This window comes from Amycolatopsis sp. NPDC004169, from assembly GCF_040610315.1.
Taxonomy (GTDB): domain Bacteria; phylum Actinomycetota; class Actinomycetes; order Mycobacteriales; family Pseudonocardiaceae; genus Amycolatopsis.
The window spans coordinates 1-15,186 of record NZ_JBEXMD010000053.1 but is presented as its reverse complement, the minus strand read 5'-3'; the positions used below and the strand labels follow the sequence as shown (position 1 = coordinate 15,186).

General features: G+C 70.3%; 14 protein-coding genes and 1 tRNA gene. 3 read left to right on the top strand and 12 right to left on the bottom strand.

Annotated elements, in window-relative coordinates:
* Positions 1-10 precede the first annotated feature (10 nt).
* From ABZX11_RS42315 to ABZX11_RS42305, 3 genes are all read right to left on the bottom strand, one after another.
* On the bottom strand, positions 11-928 hold the full coding sequence (locus tag ABZX11_RS42315) for a ribonuclease Z (protein ID WP_354924138.1): 918 nt from the start codon (positions 926-928) through the stop codon (positions 11-13).
* 13 nt (positions 929-941) lie between these two features.
* A complete protein-coding gene (locus ABZX11_RS42310) occupies positions 942-1,511 on the bottom strand; it encodes an HdeD family acid-resistance protein (RefSeq protein WP_176172590.1) in 570 nt (189 codons plus the stop codon).
* Positions 1,512-1,645: 134 nt separating this feature from the next.
* Complete coding sequence (locus tag ABZX11_RS42305; protein ID WP_354924136.1) at positions 1,646-3,823, bottom strand: RICIN domain-containing protein; 2,178 nt, start codon at positions 3,821-3,823, stop codon at positions 1,646-1,648.
* Positions 3,824-4,093: 270 nt separating this feature from the next.
* Here ABZX11_RS42305 and ABZX11_RS42300 point away from each other — a divergent pair.
* Positions 4,094-4,166 (top strand) — tRNA-Ala (locus ABZX11_RS42300).
* Between the two features lie 784 nt (positions 4,167-4,950).
* On the opposite strand, the gene ABZX11_RS42295 is transcribed toward ABZX11_RS42300, so the two are convergent.
* The 5 genes from ABZX11_RS42295 to ABZX11_RS42275 all read right to left on the bottom strand — a co-directional run bounded on the left by ABZX11_RS42295 (position 4,951) and on the right by ABZX11_RS42275 (position 10,246).
* The gene (locus tag ABZX11_RS42295) at positions 4,951-5,925 is read right to left on the bottom strand and encodes a hypothetical protein (protein WP_354924134.1); all 975 of its coding nucleotides are present in this window, start codon (positions 5,923-5,925) and stop codon (positions 4,951-4,953) included.
* A complete protein-coding gene (locus tag ABZX11_RS42290) occupies positions 5,922-6,821 on the bottom strand; it encodes an ABC transporter substrate-binding protein (protein WP_354924132.1) in 900 nt (299 codons plus the stop codon). The genes ABZX11_RS42295 and ABZX11_RS42290 overlap by 4 nt, the downstream gene beginning before the upstream one ends.
* Before the next feature lie 20 nt (positions 6,822-6,841).
* Positions 6,842-8,248, bottom strand: a complete 1,407-nt coding sequence (locus tag ABZX11_RS42285; protein ID WP_354924130.1) for an MFS transporter — start codon at positions 8,246-8,248, stop codon at positions 6,842-6,844.
* A gap of 132 nt (positions 8,249-8,380) precedes the next feature.
* On the bottom strand, positions 8,381-9,016 hold the full coding sequence (locus ABZX11_RS42280) for a GntR family transcriptional regulator (protein ID WP_354924128.1): 636 nt from the start codon (positions 9,014-9,016) through the stop codon (positions 8,381-8,383).
* 468 nt (positions 9,017-9,484) lie between these two features.
* Complete coding sequence (locus ABZX11_RS42275; RefSeq protein ID WP_354924126.1) at positions 9,485-10,246, bottom strand: SDR family NAD(P)-dependent oxidoreductase; 762 nt, start codon at positions 10,244-10,246, stop codon at positions 9,485-9,487.
* Positions 10,247-10,340: 94 nt separating this feature from the next.
* Here ABZX11_RS42275 and ABZX11_RS42270 point away from each other — a divergent pair, with 94 nt between their 5' ends.
* Entirely contained in the window at positions 10,341-10,943 is a 603-nt protein-coding gene (locus ABZX11_RS42270) for a CGNR zinc finger domain-containing protein (RefSeq protein WP_354924124.1), read from the top strand.
* On the opposite strand, the gene ABZX11_RS42265 is transcribed toward ABZX11_RS42270, so the two are convergent.
* The 4 genes from ABZX11_RS42265 to ABZX11_RS42250 all read right to left on the bottom strand — a co-directional run bounded on the left by ABZX11_RS42265 (position 10,940) and on the right by ABZX11_RS42250 (position 14,321).
* The gene (locus ABZX11_RS42265) at positions 10,940-11,902 is read right to left on the bottom strand and encodes a pyridoxal-phosphate dependent enzyme (protein ID WP_354924122.1); all 963 of its coding nucleotides are present in this window, start codon (positions 11,900-11,902) and stop codon (positions 10,940-10,942) included. The genes ABZX11_RS42270 and ABZX11_RS42265 overlap by 4 nt on opposite strands.
* Positions 11,899-12,732 carry an SDR family NAD(P)-dependent oxidoreductase gene (locus tag ABZX11_RS42260; protein ID WP_354924120.1) on the bottom strand — a complete coding sequence of 278 codons (834 nt, stop codon included), beginning with the start codon at positions 12,730-12,732 and terminating at the stop codon, positions 11,899-11,901. Before ABZX11_RS42260 ends, ABZX11_RS42265 begins: the two co-directional genes overlap by 4 nt.
* 84 nt (positions 12,733-12,816) lie before the next feature.
* The gene (locus tag ABZX11_RS42255; RefSeq protein WP_354924118.1) at positions 12,817-13,659 is read right to left on the bottom strand and encodes a fumarylacetoacetate hydrolase family protein; all 843 of its coding nucleotides are present in this window, start codon (positions 13,657-13,659) and stop codon (positions 12,817-12,819) included.
* Positions 13,659-14,321, bottom strand: coding sequence for a GntR family transcriptional regulator (locus ABZX11_RS42250; protein WP_354924200.1), 663 nt, complete (start codon positions 14,319-14,321; stop codon positions 13,659-13,661). The genes ABZX11_RS42255 and ABZX11_RS42250 overlap by 1 nt, the downstream gene beginning before the upstream one ends.
* Before the next feature lie 110 nt (positions 14,322-14,431).
* On the opposite strand from ABZX11_RS42250, the gene ABZX11_RS42245 reads away from it, so the two are divergent.
* Complete coding sequence (locus ABZX11_RS42245; RefSeq protein WP_354924116.1) at positions 14,432-14,971, top strand: YbhB/YbcL family Raf kinase inhibitor-like protein; 540 nt, start codon at positions 14,432-14,434, stop codon at positions 14,969-14,971.
* Positions 14,972-15,186 lie beyond the last annotated feature (215 nt).

Below are 15,186 nucleotides of genomic sequence, written 5' to 3'. Positions count from 1 at the left end.
CCTACGGCGCTCACCGCCCGGTTGGGGAGGACCGCCGTTTCGGCACCTGGACCCGCTCCAGGTCCTGCGCCACGACGATTTCGCCGTCGAACTCGGCCCGTGCCTCTTCCGCGAACCGGTTCGGATCGGGGTAGCGCTGCGAGAAGTGGGTCAGCACGAGCTGGCGGACGCCGGACTCGGCGGCGACGCGCGCGGCCTGCTGGGCGGTCAGGTGGCCGAAGTCCCTTGCCAGGGAGGTGTCCTCGGCCAGGAACGTCGACTCGATCACGAGCGTGTCGGCGTTTTCGCTGAGGGCGTACACCGCGTCGCACAGCCGGGTGTCCATCACGAACGCGAACCGCTGGCCGGGCCGCGGCTCGCTGACGTCTTCGAGTGCCGTGCTCCCCAGGCGCCCCTCCCGCTGGAGCCGGCCGACGTCCGGGCCCGCGATGCCGCGCTCCCGCAGCCTTTCCGGGCGCATCGTGCGGCCGTCCGGCTCGGTCAGCCGGTAGCCGAACGCCTCGACGGGGTGGCTCAGGCGCATCGCCTCGAGGGTGAGCTTGCCGGTGGCGATCGGGCCGTCACCGGCGATCGGGTGTTCCTGCAGGTCGGCCTGCTCGTAGAAGGCCGTCGCGTGCCGCATCCGCTCGAAGTAGTGCGCGCCGGACGCCGGGAAGTGGGCGTGCACCGGGTGGCTGACCTTGTCCAGCGACAGCCGCTGGATCACGCCGGGCAGGCCGAGGGTGTGGTCGCCGTGGAAGTGCGTCACGCAGATCCGCGTGACGTCCGTGGCGGCCACACCGGCCCGCAGCATCTGGCGCTGGGTGCCCTCGCCGGGGTCGAAGAGGATGCCTTCGCCGTCCCAGCGCAGCAGGTAGCCGTTCTGGTTGCGGTGGCGCGTTGGCACCTGGGAAGCGGTGCCCAGCACCACCAGTTCGCGGGTCGACACCCCCGCACGGTACTCAGGCGGCCGGGGTGGTGCCGCCCAGTTTCCGCAGCCGGAAGGCCAGCACGAGCAGCATGATCCCGTAGAGCAGGGCGTAGATCCCGACGAGCAGCGCGATGCCGTACGCGCCGGCGATCGGGTTGATCACGATCAGGATGCCGGCGAGCACGGAGATCGCGCCGGCCGCGATGAGAAACGCCTCGCCCTCGATCTGCTTGCGCAGCCGGACCGCCGCGGCGATTTCGGCGATCCCGGTGATGATCGCCCAGAAGCCGACCAGCAGGGCCAGCAGCAGGACGGTGATGCCGGGCCAGACCAGGACGAGGATCCCGGCGACGATGCCGAGCGCGCCGAGGACGCCGTAGGCCACCCGGTGGCCGGTGTCACCCGGACGGAACGCCTGCATCAGGCCGCCGATGCCGTCGACGATCGCGTACACGCCGTACAGGATCGCCAGGACGAGGACGGTGGCACCGGGCCAGATCAGCGCGAAGAGCCCGAAGAGCACGGCGAACACACCGCGGACGGCCACCAGCGGCCACGCTTTGCGGGGTTCGACGACGGTGAACGCTGCGAAAGAGGTCATCTGCCGCTCCTGGATCGGATTGGGGCTCTCAGTATTGAGGCAGTTACCCCGTCCGGCTCCCGGAACACCCCGTTCGGTGTACTCGAATAGGACCGGCGTGCGCCGCGGCCGCCACCACGGCGCACGCCGGTTGCTCAGGGGTAGCTCACCAGGTTGACGGCCTTGGTCCCGGACGGCGTGGCCGGGCCCGTGTTGTTGATCACGTGCGTGATCGTGCCCTGGTAGTTGAGCGACACGGTCACCATGTCGTGGAACCGGACACCCGGTGTGTTCGGCGCCTCGTACGCGTGCGCGCTCGCCACGGACGGGTTGGTGCTGAAGTAGCAGTAGCTGCCCAGCCCCCACGCTTCGTGACTGGTGACGTTCGGGCTCACCTTGTAGGCGGAGAAGCCCTGGGTGGAGCCGTTCATCCAGCTCGACTGGTTCGGGACGTCGTAGGGCATCTCGTTCTGGAAGAAGTAGGTCCGGCCGCCGTTGCCGTTCCAGACCACCTGCGTCTTCTGGTAGTGCTCGACGAAGAGGCCGTACATCGTGACGTCGTTGCCGTTGACGATCAGGCCGGTGTCGGCGGTGTTGGTGGTCCAGCCGACGTACTCGTTGCGGTCGGCGTGGTCGGCGCGCCAGATCCACATGTGGTCGCCGATCACGTTGCTGCTGTTGACGACCAGGCTGTTCGTCGCCTTCCCGACGGCGGCACCGCCGATCCGGAAGAACACGTCGTGCAGCGACGTCGGGTCGGCCGCGTGGTTCGCGCTCGAGCCGGCCGGGCCGACCTGCATCAGAGTGTTCGAGCTGGTCGTGCCCGCGTCGATCAGCAGGCCGGCGACCTTGACGCCGTCGACGTCGTCGACGGTCATCGCGGTGATGCCGTTGTCCGGGATCAGCGTGGCGATGCCGAGGCCGAGCACGACGGTGTCCGGACGGGTGACGCGCAGCGTCTGGTTCAGGTGGTAGACACCGGGCGTGACCAGCAGGTTCTTGCCAGCGGCGAGGGCGGCGTTCATGTCCGCGGCGGTGGCGCCGGGCTTGGCGATGTAGAACTGGCCGATCGGGACGGACGTGCCCGGCGCGGTGCCGTTCGCCCAGGTCGTGCCGGACGCGTTGGTCCTGAGGCCGGGGACGAAGACCTGGTAGTTGCCGCTGCCGTCGACGTAGAGGAACGGCTTCTCGCGCACGACCGGCGTCTGGCCGACGGTGGTGTAGGGCGGCGACGGGAAGGTGTTCGCCGGGGCGCCCTGGACACCCGCGAAGACCATGTTCCAGTTCGAGCCGTTCCAGCTGCCGAACTGCGAGTTGCGCGAGATCCACTGCTGCTGCGAGCCGGAGCGGACCTGGCCGTCGATCTTCGAGTCGGAGATCCAGCCGCCGCTGGCCCAGCCGCCGTCGTCGAGCTGCAGGTCACCGCGGACGTGCATGCGGCGGTAGGGCGCGGCCTGGCTGACGGCCCAGCGGTCGGCGCCGGAGTTCGGGGTCACGGACAGGTTTTCCGCGCCCCGCCAGAAGTTCTGGGTGGCGTTCTGCGGCGGGAACCAGTCGGCCTCGACGTGCACGGCGCCGTTGACGTTCACGGCGTCGGGGGTCAGGCCGAGGCCGAGGACCTGGGTGTAGAAGCCGACGTTGACGTCGTTGGCGTAGGTGCCCGGCTTGAACATGACGGCGTAGCGCTGGCTGCCGAACTGGTTGCGTTCCTGCTGGGCGAAGATGCTGTCGAGCCGGCTCTGGATGGTCGAGCTCGGCATGGACGGGTCGAAGACCACCACGTTCGGGCCGAAGTCGGGCTGTCCCGGCTGGCTGGTGTTCACGGGGGTCAGCATGAAGGACTGGGCGGCGGTGCCGTTGCAGGTGTACTGCTGGAGCTGCACATCTGCGGTCGAGGCACCGGGCACGTCGAGGCACTTCCCGCTGTTGCGGCTGACGAAGTGGTACCGGCCGCCGCCTTCGTCGACGGCCTGCCACTGCTGGTTGGCGCCGCCCCCGTAGGTCCAGAGCTGGAGCTGGCCGCCATCGGCGGTGGAGACGTCCTTGACGTCCCAGGTCGCGGCCGGATTGGCGCGGGCGTTGATCCGGAAGTAGCCGTCGCCGGTGGCCTGGAACTGCCACTGCTGCGAAGCGGTCTGGTTGCAGGTGTACTGCTGGACAACGGTCCCGTCGGCGGTCCCGGCGCCCTTCGCATCGACGCACTTGCCACTGTTGACGGCGGCAACGGTGTACCACCCGTCCGGGGTTACGGCGGCTTGAGCCGTCGTCGTTGTCATGCTTCCGACCAGGACCGACGCTGCCGCGAGCAGCGTGATCACCCGCCGTCTCGTCATCGAAGCCTCCTCTGCCGCGCACGCGGCGTCATCGAGAGGTGTGCCCGGTGTTGGAGACGCGGCGTAACGGGCGGGGACCTCGGCGTCACAACCGCGCAAAATGTAACGGCGGCCACAGGGAGGAGTCAATACACGACTAAAAATAAGGTGTGAATGTGCTGGTCAGGACGTTGTGGATCGCGAGGCGGGGTTGTGGGGACCCCCGCGTCAAGGGGGTCTGGGCGGGGTGTACTGTATGGGCATACGAGATGCGGAGTTCACCTTCGCCTCGGGGCTATGGCGCAGCTGGTAGCGCACCTCACTGGCAGTGAGGGGGTCAGGGGTTCGAGTCCCCTTAGCTCCACATCGCAAGGAACCCCTTCGTTTCAGCCGTTGTGGCTGGTCGGAGGGGTTTTCTGCGTTCCCGGCTCCGATCTTCGGTGATCGGCTTGCGGCGTGATCTTGTGCCCCTGGTGGGGCAAAACTGGAGCACTGCCCCATCCCCGTTGCAGCGTCGGTGCGGTGTTCCCCCTGCTCCCCGGCTCGGTCGACGGGTGACCCCCACCGTGGCGAAGAGGGGGACAACCGGCGCCACCCGCCTACTGTCGGCCACACTCGGTGACGGCGTCGGCGGAAGTGGAGTCGCGGTGTGCCAGCGGCGCTCGAGGTCATCGAGCAGCCGCTGCTCGACCTCCGGAGCGATGTGGGAGTAGGTCTCGATCACCCGGTTGTCCAGGTGGTGCCCGAGCCGGCGGGCCTGGGCAATCTCCTGGGGCACCGCCGGCCATCAGCCAGGTCTTGTGACTGTGCCGCAGCCCGTGGAAGGTCAACCCGGGCCGGACCGCCGCGCAGCCCGCCTTCGTCCCGGGGGCGTCGCTGCCGTCGACCGCGGGGCGGAAGACCCGGCGGAGGAATGTCGAGCGCCACAGCCACGTCCCGCTCGGCGTCGTGAATACGAACTCGTATCGGTGCTGCGGTCGTGGCGAAGGATTTCCTCGATGACGCCATCAACCGCAACGGCAGGCAGCCGCACACGATCCACCCGATCGTGGTGGCGCGATGGTGGCGGAACTCCTTGTCGATCTCCGGGGCATCCGGTCCCGTTCCCGCCCACGCACGTCGAACGACAACCAGCAACACAACCTGTCTCACTTGACTCGACAACTACCGGCCTGCAGGGCGAGCGCGGCGAAGGCGAGGTCCTGCAGGGCGATACCGACCGAGTTGAACAACGTGATCTGTTCGCTTTCGGTCCGCCCCGGTGTCAGCCCGGCCAGTACCGCGCCGAGCTCGCGCCGGAAATCGTCCTCGGTGGTCGCACCGTCCCGCATGGACAGCAGCGCTTCGCCCGATTTCTGCAGCTGGACGGCGGTGCTGTCGACGAAGACCGTCGCGCGGGCCATTCCGGTGGAGTCGATCTCGCGGTGGTCGGGCCGGGGTGGTGCGCCGACCGCGTTGACGTGCAACCCCGGCCGGAACCACGCGCCCTCGACGACGGGGATGCGTGACGGCGTCAGGGTGCAGAGCACGTCGGCCGCCTCGACCACCAGGCGTGGTCCCGGGGCGGCGGTCACGTCGAGGGTCGGGACGCCGTCGGTGTGTTCCCGGCGTCGCAGCGTGCGGCGGAACTCGGCGACGCGGGCCGGCGAACGCGACCAGACGACGACTTCGTCGATCGCCCGGACCGCACGGATGGCGGCGACGTGCTCGACCGCGAGCGGTCCGGCGCCGACGAGGCCGAGGACCCGGGAGTCGGTGCGGGCCAACGCGTCCGTGGCGACGGCGCTGGCGGCGGCCGTCCGCATCCGGGTGCACGTCCCGCCGTTCAGGACGGCCAGCCGGGTGCCGGTCCGGGAGTCCAGCACGAGCAGGGTGGACTGCTGGGCCGGGCCGTCGGAGTTGCCGGGCGCGTCGGTGAGGACCTTGACGACGGTCAGTCCGAGGCGGTGGGAGGTCGCCACCATCGGCAGCACGATGGTGGCGCCCGCCGTGGGGCTGATCGCCGGGACCGGTTGTTCGGCTCGTCCGAGGGCGAGGTCGGTGTGCGCGTCCCGGACGGCGTCGATCAGGTCGCCGAGGTCGACGTGCTCGGCCAGAGCGTCGTCGTGGAGTGCGAAGGTCACCGGTAGGCCTTCATGAAGCTGTCGTCGGCCAGTTCGTCGTAGGCGGGGATGTGTGTGAGCATGGCGCTTTCTGCGAGCATCCGCATCCACCGGTCGCTGCCCGCGGGGTCGATCGCGACGGTCTCCCAGACCGCGCTCGCGGTCATCTGCCGGGTGGCCTCGCGGAGAATCGCGAGGTCCTTGCCCGGCCAGCGCGCCGTGAGGATGCCGTCGATCGTCGCCGCCGGGGTGGCGGGAAGGCGCGTCATCGCCGCGTCGATGCAGGCGACGAATCGGGTGAAGCGGTCGCGCAGCTCGTCGACGCGGTCGGTGCGGCAGTAGTAGACGCTGTTGGGCATGATCCCGCCCTCGTCGAGGTTGCGGAACACGATCCGTCCTTGACCGGTGGCTTCGAGCTCGAGCGCCGAGACCAGGTCCAGGATGATCGCGTCGCCGAGTCCGGCGCCGAACAGCTCGACCAGCATCGGTGTCGAGAGGTCCCGGACGAAGGTGACCTCGCCGGGGTCGGCGCCCGCCTCCCGGATCAGCCCGGCGGTGACCGCGTAGGGCGCGCTGCCCCCGATGCCGGGCGCGAGGACGACCTTTCCCGCGAGGTCGCCCAGGGTGAGGGCGTCCGGGGCGCCGCGGTGCACGATCGCTTTCGGCGCCTGGTGGTTGAGCTGGCAGACCACGGTCAACGCGCGGGTGCTGCCGGCGTACATGCCGGGCACCCAGAGTCCGCCGAGCGCGAGGTCGGCGTCGCCGGCGGCGAGGTCGTCCAGGACACCGGTCCACGGGTCGCACGCGCGGGCGGTCACCGACAGACCCGCGTCGTGAAACAGGCCGGTCGTGTCGGCGAGGTACTCGGGCAAGTAGTTGAGACCGTTGGCGGTCGCGGAAATGCGCAAGGTTTCCAAGGGGTCCTCCGTTTTCGCGGTCAGGCGTCTTCGTTGATCTGTTCCAGCGTCCGGGCGCGGGTCTCGGGAGCGAACCGCGAGGCCAGGACGAGCAGGGCGTACATGGCCGCGGCCATGCCGAACACTCCGGCGAGGCCGAACGCGCCGAAGAGGGCGACGGCGAGGAACGGCATAACCGCGCCGGCGATGTTGCCGATGCCGTTGACGATCGAGGTGCCGGTCGCGCGGATCGAGGTCGGATACAGCTCCGGCGACCAGACCGCGAGCGTCGTGTTGGTGATCATCGTGAAGAACTGGAAGAGAGCGCCGAGGACGAGGATCAGGGCCGTCGAGTCCCCGAAGGCCGCGAACGCGGCCGCGGTGGCACACCCGAGCGCGCCCGCACCGCCCACCACGCCGCGCCTGCCGACCCGGCCGGCCAGCCACGCCGCGGCGCAGGCACCCAGCAGCGAGCCGACGTTCATGATCATGGTGAACAGCAGGCTGTCCGAAATGGAGTAACCACGCTCCACGAGCAGGGTCGGCATCAGGAAGTTGAGCGTGACCTGCGCTCCGAAGGCCATCCAGGACGCGGCGCCGATCGAGAGCGTGCGGGGCAGGACGGCGCGGGCGAACACGGCCGCCGGGGAGGACTTGAGCTGACGGGCGGGGATGTCCGCCGCCGTCAGCGGCCCGCCGGTCGCGGTCGCCGGCGACGACTTGAGGGAGCCCGACGCCAGGATGGCCAGCGACCGGTTGGCGTCCTCGACGCGGCCCTGGGAGAGCAGGAACCGAGGGGTCTCCGGGAGACGGCGCCGGTAGAGGATGACCAGCAGCGCCGGGAGCGCGAGGAACAGGAACGTCCAGCGCCACACGAGGTGGTCGCCGCCGAGTGCCGGGGCGAGCGGGCCGAGGAGCAGGAAGAACAGGCCGTAGGACAGGAAGTTGCCGACGCCGCCGGAGCCGATGTTGAGCGTCGCGACCAGCGCGCCACGGTGGCGGGTGGCGACCATCTCGGCGAGCATGGCGATGCCGATGGTGAACTCGCCGCCCAGCCCGATGCCGACGACGAAACGGCTGGCCAGCATCATCTCGTAGTTCACGGCGAGGGCGCTGAGCAGCCCGCCGAGGGTGTAGAGCAGCAGGTTCAGCGACAGCGCCGCGCGGCGGCCGTACCGGTCGGCGAGCCACCCGCCGGCGAGCCTGCCGACGAGCCCGCCGATCACGGTGGCGGTGTTGACCGCGGTCAGCTGCGTGTCGGTAATCCCGAGCGCGGCCTTGAGGTTCGCGCCCATCGCGCCGACGGAGTTCTGTTCGAGGGTGTCGAAGAACATTCCGGCGAGGATGAGCATGAGCACCCAGAACTGGGCACGGGTGAAGCCGATGCGGTCGAGGTGGAGGGCGAGGGTGCCGGAGGCGGTGCGCTCCGGGGTGTGGGCCGAGGTCATGGGCGGGGCTCCCGTCGGGAGAGACAGCCAAGCAACGAACCCCTGTTTTGTATACGAGAAGTGTTGCCGACGCGTTACTGCCCATGTCAAACACGTGAACAGCCTGAACCGGGGAGGCTGTTTGTATACGAATCAGGATGCTGTGGCTGCCTGCCGCCGGTAGATGAGCTCGTCCTTCAGGATGTGCTCACCCATCAGGTAGCCCGCCTGCACCGGGGAGCCGCCGAGGATCGCGGTGGCGATCGCGGCGTGGTCGGCCCACGAGGTGTCGATGCGGTCCTCGATCTCGAGCTCGAAACCCCACGAGATCCGGCGCAGCAGCTCGTCGAGCATGCGGGCGAGCTCGGCGTTGCCCGACGCGCGGGCGACCACCTCGTGAAACTCCATGATCAGCGGCGGGAGGTCGGCCACGGCGCCGTCCTCGCCCGCCTGGCGGCCGCGCGCCACGACCTCCCGCAGAGCGTCGGCCTGGTCGCCGCCGCGGGCCTCGGCCGCAAGCGAGGCGGCGAGGACCTCCAGGCCACGCCGGATCTGCATCAGCTCGACGACGTCGTGCTGCGAGCGGGCGGAGACGGTCGCGCCCTTGTACTTCTCGGTGGTGACGAACCCTTCGCTCTCCAGTTGCAGCAGGGCTTCCCGGATGGGTACCCGGGAGACGCCGAAGCGGCCGGCGATGGCTTCTTCCTTCAGGCGCGTTCCGGCAGGGATCGTGCCGGCGATGATCTCCGCACGCAGCACCGTCACGACCGAATTCGACTTGGCGACCACGGAGCGAGGATAGGACAACCGTCGAGTGCGCGCGGCCGCGCAGTACGGCCGAACCGCCCTCCGAATGTCAGTGGCTGCCTCCGACCGCTCGACTCGTGACGAGCTCGTCAGTCAAGGTCGCCCTCGAAGCTGGTCCGCACGACAGCCCGGGCTCATCCTGTTCGGCTGGATCCAAGCCGACGTCGCCTGCCCGATGCGCCGGATGTTCGAGACGCGCGCGGCCCAGCCCTCTCACCAATTTCACTGGGGCACCTGGCAGTGAGGGGGTCAGGGGTTCGAGTCCCCTTGGCTCCACTCTCTCGCAGAACCCCCTCGATCACGCCGTTCCGGCAGGTCGGAGGGGTTTCCTGCGGTCCGGGGACGGTCTTGAGTGATCCGCACCGCGTAGCTGAACGTATAGCCGGCCACCACCGCAAACTGCAGCGCCGAGCCCGACACGTGCAGGTCCGCGCGGGTAGCCGGCCACGGTCACAGAGACGCGTCCGGGCGTACGAGGACCTCGTTGACGACGACGCGGGCGGGCCGGGTCACCAGGAACGTGATCGTCTCGGCGATGTCTTCGGGAAGCAGGATCTGCGCGTTGGCCCCGAAAGAACCCTTGGACTGCTGCAGCACGTCGGGGCGAATGTGCGAAAACAACTCCGTGCTGACCGGTCCCGGTTCGACCAGCGACACCCGCACGTGGCGTTCGCTGACCTCCTGGCGCAGCGACTCGCTGAACGCGCCAACCCCGTGCTTGGTGAGGTTGTAGACGCCCATGCCTCGGCGGGCCTGGCGGCCGGCGACCGAGCTGACGTTGATGACGTCGGCTGTCGCGCGGGGGCCTTCGGCGGCCTTGAGCAGGTGAGGCAGGGCCGCGTGGGTCACGTAGAGCAGGCCCTGGACGTTGATGGCGACCATGCGGTCCCACTCGTCCAGCGGCGCGTCTTCGATGGGTCCCAGCAGCATCATCCCGGCGTTGTTGACCAGGATGTCCAGCCGGCCGAAGTGGTCGCTGACCTGGTGCACGGCCGCTGCGGCCTGCTCGGCGCGGGTGATGTCGGCGTCGACGACCAGCGCGGTGCCGCCGGCGTTGCGGACGAGCTCGGCCACCTCGTCGAGGCGGTCCTTGCGGCGGGCGACCAGCCCGACGGCGGCGCCCTCGCGGGCGAGGGAAATCGCAGTGGCGGCGCCGATGCCGCTGCTGGCGCCGGTGACCAGCGCGACGGTGCCGGACAAGGATGTGGACATGGCGTGCTCCGAAGTTCGGGAGTTGCTGACACCGTCATCGTGACATGGTTCAACTGGTTTTGACTATGTCAGTTCGATGTCTAGGATGAGAGCCATGTCTCCCTCCGCCGACATCGGAAGCACGTCCCGGTTCGGGCTGCCGGCCGCGCCGGCCGGGCTGTGCCTGGTCCAGGACCTCCTCAACACCCGGGCGCTGCACGTCACCAGCGGGCACGGCTTTCCCGACCTGCTCGCCGAAACGAGCACGGCATCGGCGTGGCTGAAGAGCGCACTGGACACGTGGTCCCGGCAGACCGGCCGGCCCACGCCCATGATTTCCTTGACCGGCAAGGATCTCCGCGATCTGCGGCGGTATCGAGATCACCTGCACGCCTGGGTTACCGACCCCGCCACCGAAGGTCCCGAGCTACCGGCGCAGATCCTCGTGCGACCTGTGAGCGGCACCGTCGCCTACGAAGCCCGGCAGGACACGGCCGGCGGACTGCTGTCCCTGGTCTGCCTCGAGCTGCTGCTGGCCGGGCAGACCGATCGCCTGGCCCGGTTCAGGACGTGCGCCAACACGCCGTGCGGTGCCGCGTTCTACGACACGTCCCGCAACGGCAGGCGGGTCTGGCACGACCCGAAGACGTGCGGCAATGTCGTCAACCTCCGCGCGTCTCGAAGCCGACAGAAGAGCGGAGACGCTACGCGCAGCTAACCGCGATCGAAGATCTCGAGCAGCGCTTCCGCGCGTGCGACGGCGACGTCGTGGCCGAACAGGCCCGGCAGGCCACCGGTGTGCAGGAAGACCGTGCGCTGTCCGGAGTGGACGGTGCCATCCGCGACGGCGGCGGCCAGGCCCGCCATCGCCCGTCCGGTGTAGACGGGGTCGAGGACGATGCCTTCGGTGCGCGCCGCGGTCACCATCGCCTCGGCGACGGCGTCGGTCTGGCTCCCGTAGCCGGCCCCGACCTGGTCGGCGCGGATCCGCAGCACGCCGGGGTCCAGCTCCTGGCCGGTGAGCCCGGCGACCAGATCCGCGACCACGGCACGCGGGTCGTCGACGGCTCCACTGTGGACACCGAGCACGTGCTCCGGTCCGAGCGCCGCGACCAGGCCGGCCATCGTCCCGCCCGAACCGACTGCCACCACGACGGTGTCGAGATCCGGTAGCTGAGCGTGCAACTCCCGGCCGCCCTCGACGTACCCGCGGGCGCCCAGCACGCTCGATCCGCCGAACGGGATCAGCGCGGCCGCCGGCAGTGAAGTGGCGATCTCGCGCGCGGTGGCGGCCAAGCCGGCGTCGTCGACGTCACCAGCCCACGCGACCCGCGCGCCGAAAAGACCGTCGAGAACGAGGTTCCCGGAGGCGGATTCTCCGGGCCTGCCTGGGAAAACCAGGATCGCGGACAGGCCGGCCTTCGCCGCGGCCGCCGCGGTGAGGCGGGCGTGGTTGCTCTGCGGCGCACCGGTGGTCACCAGGGTGTCAGCCCCGGCGGCGACCGCGTCCCCGACGGTCCATTCGAGCTTGCGGACCTTGTTGCCGCCGCCGCCCAGGCCGAGCAGGTCGTCGCGCTTGAGCCAGAGAGCGTCCGGTCCCAGCCCGAGTGCGCGGGCGAGGCGGGGCGCGGGCTCGATCGGCGTCGGCGTGGGCGACAGCGGCAGCCGGGTGCTCACGCGTCGACCTTCTCGCTGACGCCGGCCCAGGCGTCGAGGTCGGCCAGCCGCGCGGTGAGAGCGTCGCGCATCGCGCCGGCGCTCAGGACACCGAGCGCGAGGCGCCGCGGCGGGTTCGGGTCGGCGACCGCCGCGCGGATACCCTCGGCGACCTTGCCCGCGGCGGAGGCGGGGGTGTCGCCCTGCGGCGCGCGGACGGTGGCGTCGTAGTCGGTGTGCGCACCCTGGGCCGGATCGACGTTGGCGCCGAAGGCCGTGGCGGTCGGGCCGGGCTGGACCAGGGTCACCTTGATGCCCAGCGGCGCGACCTCCAGGGCGAGCGCGTCGGACAGTCCTTCGACGGCGTACTTGCTGGCGGCGAGCATGCCGAAGCCGGGCGCGGCGGTCTGCCCGAAGATCGAGGAGCCCTGCAGGATGTGCCCGGACCGCTGGGCGCGCAGGACCGGCAGGGCCGCGCGCAGCACGTTCAGCACGCCGAAGACGTTGGTGTCGAACAGAGCCCGGGCCTGAGCGTCGGTGGCTTCCTCGACGGCGCCGAAGACGCCGTAGCCGGCGTTGTTGGCCAGGACGTCGATCCGGCCGAACCGGGTGACGGCCTGCTCGACCGCCTGCTGGACCGCGGTTTCGTCGCGGACGTCGGCGCTGATGGTCAGCAGCCGTTCGGCGGGGCCGAGGTCGTCGAGCTTGGCGGCGTCGCGGGCGACGGCGACGACCGACTCACCGGCGGCAAGGGCCTGGCCGGCCAGTTCGCGGCCGATGCCGGAGGAGGCGCCGGTGATGAACCAGACGCGGGCGGAGGTGATCTCGGCGGTGTTCGCTGCGTTCGTCATGGTTATGACCTTAAGGCGTTAGCTCACAACTAATCAACAGTGAGGAGGGTTACAGTTGCTTTCGCACGGATTTTGTTTGAAACGTCAGGCAGCGACGAAGTGCTGCCACAGAGAGCCGATGTGCTCGATGCGCGTGACGACGGTGTCGCCGGGTGAGAGGTAGCGGGCCGGCGTGCGGCCCATGCCGACGCCCGAGGGCGTCCCGGTCAGGATGACGTCGCCGGGGTACAACGTCGCCACGTGCGAAATCCCGGCGATCAGGGCCGGGACCGGGACCAGGAGGTCCCGGGTCGAGCTGTCCTGGACCGGTTCGCCGTTGACCAGGGTGCTCAGCCGCAGGTCCGCCGGATCGGGAATCTCGTCCGGGGTGACGAGCCACGGGCCGAGCGGGGTGAACCCGGGGTGGGACTTGGCCAGGCCGAACTGGGGCGCCGGGCCGCTCATCTGCAGGATCCGCTCGGAAAGGTCCTGGGCGACGGTGTACCCGGCGACGACCTCGGCCGCGTCGGACTCGCTGACCCGGTCCGCGGTGGCGCCGATGACGACGGCGAGTTCGACCTCCCAGTCGATGTCGCCTTCCGGCAGGCGGACTGTCGTGTACGGACCCGACAGCGACGACCGGAACTTCAGGAACACCGGCGGCAGCCCCTCGGGAACTGGCACCCCGGTTTCCGCGGCGTGCTCGCGGTAGTTGAGCCCGATCGCGACCAGCTGCGACGGCTCCGGTGTCGGCGGCCCGAGCTCGGCCGGATCGAACGTCCGTCCCCGCGGCAGCGCCGTTTCCCGTTCCCAGGCCACGAATTCCCGCCACCGGCGGTAGATGCGGGCCGGGTCCGGGTCGAACCGGCCGGCGCTGACGTCGGCAACGTCGACGGCCCCGGTCGCGGTGATCAGGTGCAGCCGTCCGGCGAGGTTGGCCACTTTCATCAGGCTTCCTTTCTTCGTGCGGTGACGTCGGCCGGCTCGAGGGCTTCGGCCGTGCTCGACAGGTGGCGGTGCAGGCAGGTCGCGGCCCGCTCGGCGTCGCGGGCCAGCACCGCTTCCTCCAGTTCGCGGTGTTCGGCGACGTGGTCGCGGTCCGGGTTGGCCCGGCCGGACCACCGTCGCGCCAGCTCGGTCGCGGTCCACAGCCGGTCGAAGGTGTCCAGCAGCGGCGCGTTGCCGCAGCCGTCCAGCAGGGTGCGGTGGAACTGCCGGTGAGCTTCGGACCAGGCGCTGCTCATGTAGTCGCCTTCGGCGGGGTCCAGCACCGGAGTCCGCTCGAGGCGGTGATGCGCGGCGCGGACGCGGGCCTCCCAGTCCAGGTCACCGTTCGCCACCGCGAGGCGCAGCATCGCCGGCTCGACCACGCAGCGGGCCTGCGCGAGCTCCTGCCACCGGCGGTCGGAGAACTCCGGCACCGCGAACCCCCGGTTGGGCAGCCGGTCCGCAAGTCCCTCCCCGACCAGGCGCACCAGCGCCTCGCGGACGACGACCAAGCTCACGCCGTGCGCCTTCGCCAGCTCCTGCGGCTTGAGCGGCGCGCCCGGCGCGTGCTCCCCGCGCATGATCGCGTCGCGCAGCCGCGTGTGGACCTGCTCCGACAGCATCCGCTTTCCCTCACTCACTTGACTTCCTGCCATGCCGCAACCGTAGACTATCCGCAGAATAATCGATTATCAAGACGATGGTCGATCACCTTCGCGGAACAGGAACCCACATGACCCTCAATGACCCGTTCGCCCGCCTCCCCGAGGCGGCGGCGTTCACCGTGACCAGCACGACCGTCACCGACGGCAAGCCGCTGCCTGCGGCGCAAATGTCCGGCATCATCGGGATCCCGGGCGGCCAGGACCGCTCGCCCCAGCTGTCCTGGCACGGCGCCCCGGCTGGCACCCGCAGCTACGCGATCACCGTGTACGACCCGGACGCCCCCACCGGCTGCGGCTTCACCCACTGGGCGGTCGCCGACATCCCGGCCGGAGTCACCAGCCTCGAGGAAGGCGCCGGCGACGACACCGGATCGGGTCTGCCCGACGGCGCGTTCCAGCTGCCCAACGACGCCCGGGCGCCTCGCTTCATCGGCGCGGCCCCGCCCGCCGGACACGGCGAGCACCGCTACTTCATCGTCGTGCACGCCCTCGACGTCGAGCACATCGAAGTCGATCCCCAGGGCACGCCCGCCTATCTCGGCTTCCAGATGGCGAGCCACATCCTCGGGCGCGCCGTCCTGGTCGCCACCGCCGAGACGGCGGCCTGAGGCGGGGCGGCCCCGGGGGCGCCCCCCCCCGGCGGCCCGCGGCGCCCCCGGGGCGGCCCCCCCCCGCGGCCCCCCCCGCCGGCGCGCCGGGGGGGGGGGGGTGGGTGGGGTTGGTGGGTTGGGGGGGGGGGGGGTTTGTTTTTGCTTGGTGTTGTGGGGGTTTGGGGCGGGGGGGTTTTCCCGGCCGCGGGCGTTCGGGGAGTTGGGGGGGGCGG

Excerpts from the sequence above, each read along its gene's own strand:
- ABZX11_RS42245 (WP_354924116.1), top strand. The coding sequence starts at position 14,432 with ATGACCCTCAATGACCCGTTCGCCCGCCTCCCCGAGGCGGCGGCGTTC.
- ABZX11_RS42270 (WP_354924124.1), top strand. The coding sequence starts at position 10,341 with ATGTCTCCCTCCGCCGACATCGGAAGCACGTCCCGGTTCGGGCTGCCG.
- ABZX11_RS42250 (WP_354924200.1), bottom strand. The coding sequence starts at position 14,321 with ATGCTGTCGGAGCAGGTCCACACGCGGCTGCGCGACGCGATCATGCGC.
- ABZX11_RS42260 (WP_354924120.1), bottom strand. The coding sequence starts at position 12,732 with ATGACGAACGCAGCGAACACCGCCGAGATCACCTCCGCCCGCGTCTGG.
- ABZX11_RS42305 (WP_354924136.1), bottom strand. The coding sequence starts at position 3,823 with ATGACGAGACGGCGGGTGATCACGCTGCTCGCGGCAGCGTCGGTCCTG.
- ABZX11_RS42310 (WP_176172590.1), bottom strand. The coding sequence starts at position 1,511 with ATGACCTCTTTCGCAGCGTTCACCGTCGTCGAACCCCGCAAAGCGTGG.
- ABZX11_RS42275 (WP_354924126.1), bottom strand. The coding sequence starts at position 10,246 with ATGTCCACATCCTTGTCCGGCACCGTCGCGCTGGTCACCGGCGCCAGC.
- ABZX11_RS42285 (WP_354924130.1), bottom strand. The coding sequence starts at position 8,248 with ATGACCTCGGCCCACACCCCGGAGCGCACCGCCTCCGGCACCCTCGCC.
- ABZX11_RS42255 (WP_354924118.1), bottom strand. The coding sequence starts at position 13,659 with ATGAAAGTGGCCAACCTCGCCGGACGGCTGCACCTGATCACCGCGACC.